Origin of the sequence: Sphaerochaeta sp. S2, assembly GCF_016406725.1 — a bacterium.
Taxonomy (GTDB): domain Bacteria; phylum Spirochaetota; class Spirochaetia; order Sphaerochaetales; family Sphaerochaetaceae; genus Sphaerochaeta.
In genome coordinates, this window is sequence record NZ_JAEKNT010000018.1 from 1 (window position 1) to 8,657 (window position 8,657).

Sequence of the window (8,657 nt, forward strand, 5' to 3'; positions counted from 1 at the left end):
GTGGAGGGAAGTGGGATCGAATTCTTGAAAGCCATGATCAGGAACTGGTCGCAATTGCCCCAAGACTGGTAAAGCTAGCACAGGAGGGTAAGGTAATATACATCAATGTGAACAATCACTATGAAGGGAGCGCCCCGCTTACCATCAGGAAGTTGATGGATTATCTTCAAGAGGCATAGGCAGACGATGTACGAATCTTGGAAGGTGTGCTACGGTAAAGTGTAATCAGGAGGCAAGCAGAATGGTTGGCTTTCCTGTCATGAAACTACCAGAACTCTCTGCAGGGCAGATCTGCAGTAATCCATTTGTGTACAATCATAATCTAGGAGCAAGGATCTATACGATTCTTGCTCTTTTTATTGTGCATCAACAAGGAGGGAAACGATGAAAGAAGAAAAAACGTATGCTAACGGTCAGGTGGAACAGAGAATGCAGGGTGGAAAACTGACCTATTTCTTCAAGGATGGAAATATCAAGGCTGAGGGACCCATCAAGGATAATCTTATGGATGGACTTTGGCATTACTATCGGAAAAATGGAATTGTCTGGCAGGTAGGGAGTTTCAGGCATGGGGTGAAACATGGTCCATGGGTCCGGTATGACCGTGTAGGGGCTGTTGAGTATGAGGCACAGTTCGAAGACGGGAAAGAAATTGCAAAACGGTTGTACCACTGATATTGGATTCTGGAGAAGCGGTGGTAGAATAGAGATATCACACAAACCGATTGGGAATCGGGGAAAAGGAGTAGAATGATGAAACGAGTACTCTTGAAACGGGTATTGCTCGGCATTCTGATGCTTTGCATCACAATGGGATTCCTCTTTGCACAACCACTGCCGGAACAGGCGGAGGAGCTGGTCATTCTTGCCACCACAGATATTCATGGAAATGTCTGGGGATTCAGTTATGAGAACGACAAGGAGACAAACAACAATGGAATGGCTCGTATTGCTACCTATGTGGAGGAGGTGCGTGAAGAACATCCAGCTGTCATCCTGGTAGATAATGGTGACGTTATCCAAGGGAATATCATGACTGATGATATCTACAACAAGAGAGAGGGTGAGCATCCTGTCATCCGTGCGATGAATCTCTTGGATTATGACAGTCTTACATTGGGAAACCATGAGTTCAATTTTGGGGAAAACCTGATCAAACGAATCCAGGAACTGGCAAATTTTCCAGTGCTTGCCGCAAATATGTCACGTGTTGACGGTACCATGGCTGCCCTTCCGTACACCATAGTAGAGAGATCTGGAGTAAAGGTCGGAATCATAGGCCTTACCAATCCAAATGCTCCTAGATGGGATGGCGAAAAGACCGATCCCTTTGTCTATGCCCCGGTAGGTCCTGCTGCAAGACGGGTAGTGGATATCCTTGATGATAAAGTTGATGTCCTGGTAGTTGTAGCTCACGTGGGACTGTATCCTGAGTATGATGTTGACGGTGGCAGTGATGGAGGCCTTGCTATCCTTGAGCTTTGTCCTGAGATTGATGTGCTTATCGTTGGGCATGCCCATACCACGATTGCAGAGGTACAAAATGGGATTGCTATCGGTGGGGCAAAGAACCTCGGTCGTGAGGTTATCCGCATCGACCTCAGTCTTGATGAGAACAAGCAGGTTGATGGACAGGAAGTGACCATCGTTGATATGACTGACTATGAACCGAGTGAGTTGATCAGGGGGAATGCTTTCATCAAGGAAGCTCATCAAGCAACCAGGGACTTTATTTCCGGTGGAGCACCCTCTGCTGATGGAAGTCCCAGCGGTGGTATCTTTGGAACAGCAGCCGTTGACTTCCAACCCAAGAATGAGATTATGGGTATCCCCGAGGGAAAACTTCGTGATACCGCTGTCATGGATTTCATCAATGAGGTACAACTGCTTAACAGTGGTGCCGATGTGTCAGCAGCAGCGCTCTTTGCCGATACCAGTGATATTCCCAAGGGTCCGATCAACTACGGAACCATCTTTGGTATCTACAAATACGACAATACCCTCTATCGAGTACCAGTCACTGGTGCTGAGCTGAAAGCCTACATGGAGTGGTCAGCAACCTGCTACAACCAGTGGAAACCTGGTGATATCTCCATCAGCTTCAACCCAGACAAACCGGGTTATCTCTATGATATGTTCAGCGGTGTGGACTATGAGATCGACCTGAGCAAACCTGAAGGGCAGAGGATCAAGAATGTCATGTTCAAGGGCAAGCCGCTCTCTGATACACAGAAACTTACCCTTGCCGTGAACAACTACCGATATTCTTCGGCCCTGAAAGCACAGAAACTGGTATCTGGGGTACGGGAATGGGAGAGTCCAAACTCAATTCGTGATATGCTCGTAGCATACATCAAGGAAAAGGGGACGATATATCCAAAGGTAGACAACAACTGGAAGATCGTTGGGGTGAACCTTGATAGTCCCTATCGCAAGCAGGTGATCAAGATGGTAAATGAGGGGAAACTTGAATCACCCTACAATAATCCATTGAATGTTAACGAGCTGAAGAAACAGGGGATCATCAAATAATAGCAGAGTGGGCTGGTCATCAAGCCAGCCCACAATACTATGTCTCTTGATCGTCATCCTTGAGCGCTTTTCTGCGGTTACGTACGCTCTCGGTGAGCAGAAACTCAATCTGGCCGTTTATGGAGCGGAAGTCATCCTCCGCCCAAGCGGCCAGCTCTTTCCACAGCGATGACGAAAGACGCAACAATACCTGTTTCTTGCTCTTATCCTTTGCATCCATACGTCATCATCCTTATGCTAATAAAGCGACCCACTGTTTACGATTGGCTGTACTTCCTTGTTTCCACAAAGAACCACCAAAAGATTGCTTACCATGGAAGCCTTACGTTCTTCATCCAGGTTCACTATCTCACTTTCATTCAACTGCTCAAGAGCCATCTGGACCATTCCAACCGCTCCTTCCACAATTTTTTGTCTCGCGGCGATAATAGCAGAAGCCTGTTGACGCTGCAACATTGCTGCAGCAATCTCTGGTGCGTAAGAGAGGTGGGTAATTCTTGCCTCCAGAATTTCCAGACCCGCAACGGTAACCTTGCCTTGCAGTTCCTTAAGCAGATCCTCTGCTACCTCCCTGCTGCTTCCTCTCAATGATTTTTCATCATCATCACTATCGTAGGGGAAGAGCCGTACCACATTTCTCAAAGCACTATCGCACTGTATGGAAAGATAATCCACATAGTTGTCAACGTCAAACACCGCTTTCGCGGTATCAACCACTTTCCAGATAACGACAACACCGATAATGATTGGATTGCCCTGTGAATCATTGATTTTCTGCTTCTCATTGTTCAGCGTCATTGCTTTGAGGGATAACTTTCGTTTTGGAATCTGTATTGAATAGGCTGTAGTTCCACTCTTATTCGCATCCGGTTTTCCTTCCAGCTTATAGGAACCTGAAGAATTTTCTGATGACGATGCAGGATTCACTGCAGTGACAAAAGGGTTTACGAAGAAAAAGCCCTCTTTCTTGAGTGTCCCATAATACTTGCCGAACAAGGTAAGGACCAATGCTTCATTTGGTTTGATGATCTTCAATCCGCCAAACAGGATTGGACCAATGATAAAACCATAGAGTGCTCCAAGAGTAATGACAACTGCACGTATGGCTCCTGGGATATCTGCAGCCATTCCAAAGATGAACAGGGCAAATGACAAGAGAATAAGTAGCACATTGACTACCAGGATTGTCAATCCGATTGAAGGTCGGTTCAGGACTTTTTCTTTTGAGTAGACAGGTTCATTCATACAAATGCCTCCAAGGTATGATAGTAAAAGATATCATAATGATATCAATTAGATAATTCACTAATCTATGATATTTGTCAAGATTAAGACTTATAAATTACATGAGATGCAAGACATTTATATGCTTATACTTGTTGAACCTCCCAAATTGAAGGGTTCTTTACTCTGCATCTGTACACCATTACTGTTGTGTGCATTGTCGATAAATTCTGGTATACTGATGAAACGAAAAGACCTATGAGGAGAAGTAATGGATACTTGGACACTAGATGATGCAAGAAAGCTGTATCACATCGATTCCTGGGGAAATGAGTATTTTCATGTCTCAGAGAAAGGAGAAGTGGAAGTACGGCTAAAAGATAAAGACCCAAAAAGTCAAGTAAGCTTGTTATCCATAGTCAAGGGTTTGCAAGAGAGAGGTATGAAATTGCCCGTACTCCTGCGATTTTCAAATATCCTTGACTCGAGGATCCAACATATCAATGAGAGTTTCCTTGGTGCCATGAAGGAAGCCGGCTATACCGGTACCTACCGGGGCGTCTATCCTATCAAGGTAAACCAACAACAACAGGTTGTTGAGGAAATATGCAAATACGGTAAGCAGTACCATCATGGTTTGGAGACCGGCAGCAAGGCTGAGCTTTTGCTTGCCCTTGCTCATATCGATGATCTGGAAGCCTATGTTGTCTGTAATGGATACAAGGATGAGGAATATATTGACTTGGCCCTGAGAGGCCTCTCCATGGGTGTTCAAACCGTACTGGTGGTGGAGATGCCGGGAGAAGTGGATATCATTCTTGAACGAAGCAGGGCAATGGGTATTAAGCCAAATATTGGACTGAGAATGAAACCCTCAACCGTTGCAAGTGGACACTGGACAGACAGTGGTGGGGACCGCAGTGTTTTTGGACTGAATACCACACAGGTTATCCAGGTGGTTGATAAGCTCAGGAATGAGCAGATGCTCGATAGCCTGAAATTACTGCACTATCATCTGGGAAGCCAGATCCCAAACATTCGTGACATCCGTATGGGTGCAACGGAAGCAGCACGTTTCTACTGTGGATTGGTGCATGAGGGAGCCCCAATGGGCTTGTTGGATATCGGCGGGGGATTGGCAATTGACTATGATGGTTCTCATACTGATAGCTCGAACAGCCGAAATTATTCCACCAAAGAGTATTGTGATGACGTTGTAGAGGAAGTGATGACCATCTGCAAGGAAGAGAATGTTACCCATCCAACCTTGCTCAGTGAGTCAGGAAGAGCATTGGTCTCCTACTATTCGGTCCTGCTGTTCAACGTCCTTGATACCAATATTTTCTGGAACGGGGAGGATGTTGAGGCAAATCTCGACCCGGAGGTTCTTCCAGCATTGGAGAACCTGCTTTACGTGAGGAAGATGCTCAACGAAAAGAATGCACAGGAGTGCCTGAACGACCTGGACTATTACCGTGAGGAGATTAGAAACAAGTTTCTCTATGGTAAGGTGAATATGAGGGAGCGTGCTGCAGCAGAGCATGTTTACTGGTCTATTGTTGCGGAGATCAAGCAGACCTATGGGGAGGTTGAGTCCCCTGAGTTTGAGAAGCTGGAGCAGCAATTATCTGATATCTACTACGGAAACTTCAGTCTCTTCCAATCACTTCCTGATGTTTGGGCGATTGATCAATTATTTCCCATCATGCCGATCCATATGCTGGACAAGAGACCGGACAGAAAGGCAATCCTGAGTGACATCACCTGTGACAGCGAGGGAAAAATCGATCGATTCATTGGTCGCTGGGAGGTTGAGAACACCCTTAGCCTTCACACCCTTCCTGAGAATGATGACTACATCCTCGGGGTCTTCTTGGTTGGGGCTTACCAGGAAACACTGGGGGACCTGCACAATCTGCTGGGAGATACCAATGTTGCCTCAGTTACCTATGAGGATGGGAAATTCCGACTTCATAATGAGTTGGAAGGTGATACTGTGGCTGATGTACTTAGTTATGTGGAGTATGAGCCAAAACATCTTGAGGCTCTGATCAGAAACAAAGCTGAACGTGCAGTTCAGGATGGAAGAATAACCCCGCTTGAGAGGCGGCGCATCATTGCTGCCTATACAGCCGGACTCAGAGGATATACCTACTACGAAACCGACCAAGAGGAGTAAAACATGGAAAAGAAACGTTTGATGATCATAGGTGCAGGTGGCGTCGGTAATGTTGCCGTACGCAAATCTGCCAGAATGGAAGACTTATATGAAGTGATCTTGCTTGCAAGCAGGACAAAAGCAAAATGTGATGCAATTGCTGCTGAGGCAGGACCAGTTCCTGTTGAAACTGCACAGGTTGATGCCGATGATGTTGGGGCCTTGGTCACTCTCATGGAGAGTTTCAAGCCTGATGTGGTACTCAATGTTGCGCTTCCTTACCAGGATCTCCCGATCATGGATGCCTGCCTGAAATATGGTGTTGATTATGTTGATACTGCAAATTACGAACCAAAGGATGAAGCCCATTTTGAGTATTCCTACCAGTGGGCTTACCAGGAAAAGTTCAAGCAGGCTGGCCTGACAGCACTGCTTGGAAGTGGGTTCGACCCTGGGGTGACCAATGTATTCACCGCCTATGCTGCAAAACACTATTTTGACGAGATGCACTACCTCGATATTGTAGACTGTAATGCAGGGGATCATGGAAAGAGCTTTGCTACCAACTTCAATCCTGAGATCAATATCCGTGAGATTACGCAAAATGGTCGCTACTACGAAGAGGGAGAGTGGAAAAGCACGGAGCCCTTGGAAATACACCAGAACGTGGACTATCCACGAATCGGGGGAAAAGAGAGCTATTTGCTCTTCCATGAGGAATTGGAATCCTTGGTAAAACACTACCCAAGTCTGAAACGGGCTCGTTTCTGGATGACCTTCAGCCAGGAATACATCACCCATCTCAAGGTACTGGAGGATATTGGTATGACCAGCATCAAGCCTGTCATGTTCCAGGGAATGGAAATCCAACCATTGCAGTTCCTCAAGGCCGTACTTCCTGAGCCTTCCTCCCTTGGCGAAAACTACAAGGGACAAACCTCCATTGGTTGCCAGATCAAGGGGATCAAGGATGGCAAGGAGAGAACCCTCTACATATTCAACAACTGCAGTCATCAGATGGCCTATCAAGATACAAAAGCACAGGCAGTGAGCTATACAACAGGTGTTCCTGCCGCTCTTGGAACCAGTTTGGTTGCCCGTGGCATTTGGAAGGAGCCTGGGGTAAACAATATGGAACAATTCGATCCTGATCCATTCCTTGAGGAACTTGGGCCATTGGGCCTTCCCTGGGAAGTGGTTGTCGATGGCAAGCTTGCCTTTGGTGAATAGCCAATGATCGATTTAAAAAAGATCAGCCATACTCCAGCATTTGTGTTGGAGTATGAGCTTCTGAAAAAGAACCTTTCCATCATTGAACAGTTGCAGAAGGATCTTCCCCTCTCATTCCTCTTCGCTCTTAAAGGGTTTGCGATGCACGCGGTATTCCCAGAGCTGGCCTCTGTGGCAAGCGGGGCAACAGCCTCTTCATTGAATGAGGCACTTCTTGCATCTCCCTATTTTGATGAAATCCATGCATATGCTCCCGTGTATCAGAAGAACGAATTTGAAACCATTGCCTCAATGGCAACACATATTACGTTCAACTCTGTTTCCCAGTTGGAGACATATCGGGATAGAAGTAGCAATGCTCAATTGGGGCTTCGCATCAATGCCATGTACTCAACAGTCTCTACTGCCTTGTATGATCCCTGTAGCTACGGGAGCCGTTTGGGTATTCTTCCCAAGGATCTTCCACAACTCCCAGAGGGGGTGAGTGGACTGCACTCCCACAACCTCTGTGAGAGTGGTGCACAGGAACTGGCCCATACGCTTTCATCAATTGAAAAGCATTGGGGGCATTTACTTGGTGATATTGAGTGGTTGAATCTTGGTGGAGGCCATCTGGTAACCAGGAAAGGGTATGACCTGGATCTTTTCAGGAAAACGATCATGGATTTCCATGATCGATATCCCCACATCAAACTCATATTGGAACCTGGTGCAGCCTTTGTATGGGAAACTGGGTATCTGGTAACCGAAATTCTTGATATCGTTGAAAATGGTGATATCAAGACACTGATGATTGATGCCTCCTTTGCGGCCCATATGCCGGACTGTCTGGAAATGCCGTACTCCCCAAATGTAATCGGAGCGCAACTGGAAGAGAGTGGTGTCTATCGTCTTGGTGGATCATCCTGCTTGGCAGGGGACTGGGTGGGCAGTTATACCTTTGAGAAAGCACCTAAGATTGGTGACTATCTTATACTCTGTGACATGATGCACTACACCATGGTCAAGACCACCATGTTCAATGGGATTGCCTTGCCTGATATCGGCATCTATCGTGATGAGACTTATACCGTGGTAAAATCCTTCGGGTTTGATGATTATCAACGACGCTTGTCGTAGGAGAGAGAGAGAATGGAACACTGGTTTTTGGATTCAGAATTTCCCAACTGTGACAAGGAAACAGCACGATTTCATGTAATACCCTTTCCCTTGGAGGATACAGTCTCCTACATGGGAGGTACAGCGAATGGACCAAATGCCATTATAGAGGCTTCATCACAGCTTGAACAACTTGTTGAGGGGTTTGGGAATCCTGGTGCCTTGGGAATTCATACCAGGGAACCGCTTGGAACAGAAGGTATGGTTGAACAAGCGATAGCAGCCGCTGCTGAAGCTATCCTCCAGGCGTATGACCATGGAGCAATCCCTGTACTTCTCGGTGGTGAGCATTCAGTATCAAATGCAGCAATTCCTCTCTTGAGAGACCGATTGCCCCAAGGGGAGATCGGTATCC

10 protein-coding genes are annotated in these 8,657 nt (G+C 46.5%); 8 read left to right on the forward strand and 2 right to left on the reverse strand.

Annotated features, from left to right (window positions below):
• Positions 1 to 44 precede the first annotated feature (44 nt).
• The 4 genes from JF818_RS16285 to JF818_RS00415 all read left to right on the forward strand — a co-directional run bounded on the left by JF818_RS16285 (position 45) and on the right by JF818_RS00415 (position 2,532).
• Entirely contained in the window at positions 45 to 179 is a 135-nt protein-coding gene (locus JF818_RS16285) for a DUF72 domain-containing protein (RefSeq protein WP_255528418.1), read from the forward strand.
• 62 nt (positions 180 to 241) lie between these two features.
• Complete coding sequence (locus tag JF818_RS00405) at positions 242 to 388, forward strand: hypothetical protein (protein ID WP_198890025.1); 147 nt, start codon at positions 242 to 244, stop codon at positions 386 to 388.
• Positions 385 to 675 (forward strand): toxin-antitoxin system YwqK family antitoxin, encoded by a 291-nt coding sequence (locus JF818_RS00410; RefSeq protein WP_198890026.1) that lies wholly within the window; start codon positions 385 to 387, stop codon positions 673 to 675. The genes JF818_RS00405 and JF818_RS00410 overlap by 4 nt, the downstream gene beginning before the upstream one ends.
• 78 nt (positions 676 to 753) lie before the next feature.
• A complete protein-coding gene (locus JF818_RS00415; protein WP_198890027.1) occupies positions 754 to 2,532 on the forward strand; it encodes a 5'-nucleotidase C-terminal domain-containing protein in 1,779 nt (592 codons plus the stop codon).
• A gap of 37 nt (positions 2,533 to 2,569) precedes the next feature.
• Here the strand turns inward: JF818_RS00415 and JF818_RS00420 are convergent, their stop codons facing one another.
• Together JF818_RS00420 and JF818_RS00425 are read right to left on the reverse strand one after the other, a co-directional pair.
• The gene (locus JF818_RS00420) at positions 2,570 to 2,752 is read right to left on the reverse strand and encodes an Arc family DNA-binding protein (RefSeq protein WP_198890028.1); all 183 of its coding nucleotides are present in this window, start codon (positions 2,750 to 2,752) and stop codon (positions 2,570 to 2,572) included.
• A gap of 17 nt (positions 2,753 to 2,769) precedes the next feature.
• On the reverse strand, positions 2,770 to 3,777 hold the full coding sequence (locus tag JF818_RS00425; protein ID WP_198890029.1) for an SPFH domain-containing protein: 1,008 nt from the start codon (positions 3,775 to 3,777) through the stop codon (positions 2,770 to 2,772).
• Between the two features lie 250 nt (positions 3,778 to 4,027).
• Here JF818_RS00425 and speA point away from each other — a divergent pair, with 250 nt between their 5' ends.
• The 4 genes from speA to JF818_RS00445 all read left to right on the forward strand — a co-directional run.
• Positions 4,028 to 5,935 (forward strand): biosynthetic arginine decarboxylase, encoded by a 1,908-nt coding sequence (gene speA, locus JF818_RS00430; RefSeq protein WP_198890030.1) that lies wholly within the window; start codon positions 4,028 to 4,030, stop codon positions 5,933 to 5,935.
• Between the two features lie 3 nt (positions 5,936 to 5,938).
• Complete coding sequence (locus tag JF818_RS00435) at positions 5,939 to 7,144, forward strand: saccharopine dehydrogenase family protein (RefSeq protein WP_198890031.1); 1,206 nt, start codon at positions 5,939 to 5,941, stop codon at positions 7,142 to 7,144.
• A gap of 3 nt (positions 7,145 to 7,147) precedes the next feature.
• Positions 7,148 to 8,263, forward strand: a complete 1,116-nt coding sequence (gene nspC, locus JF818_RS00440; protein ID WP_198890032.1) for a carboxynorspermidine decarboxylase — start codon at positions 7,148 to 7,150, stop codon at positions 8,261 to 8,263.
• 12 nt (positions 8,264 to 8,275) lie between these two features.
• On the forward strand, positions 8,276 to 8,657 hold a 382-nt coding region (locus JF818_RS00445), incomplete at its 3' end, for an arginase family protein (RefSeq protein ID WP_198890033.1).

Bases quoted from the DNA above. Each gene is read 5' to 3' on its own strand.
- JF818_RS00405 (WP_198890025.1), top strand. From the start codon at position 242: ATGGTTGGCTTTCCTGTCATGAAACTACCAGAACTCTCTGCAGGGCAG.
- JF818_RS00410 (WP_198890026.1), top strand. From the start codon at position 385: ATGAAAGAAGAAAAAACGTATGCTAACGGTCAGGTGGAACAGAGAATG.
- JF818_RS00415 (WP_198890027.1), top strand. From the start codon at position 754: ATGAAACGAGTACTCTTGAAACGGGTATTGCTCGGCATTCTGATGCTT.
- JF818_RS00420 (WP_198890028.1), bottom strand. From the start codon at position 2,752: ATGGATGCAAAGGATAAGAGCAAGAAACAGGTATTGTTGCGTCTTTCG.
- JF818_RS00425 (WP_198890029.1), bottom strand. From the start codon at position 3,777: ATGAATGAACCTGTCTACTCAAAAGAAAAAGTCCTGAACCGACCTTCA.
- speA (WP_198890030.1), top strand. From the start codon at position 4,028: ATGGATACTTGGACACTAGATGATGCAAGAAAGCTGTATCACATCGAT.
- JF818_RS00435 (WP_198890031.1), top strand. From the start codon at position 5,939: ATGGAAAAGAAACGTTTGATGATCATAGGTGCAGGTGGCGTCGGTAAT.
- nspC (WP_198890032.1), top strand. From the start codon at position 7,148: ATGATCGATTTAAAAAAGATCAGCCATACTCCAGCATTTGTGTTGGAG.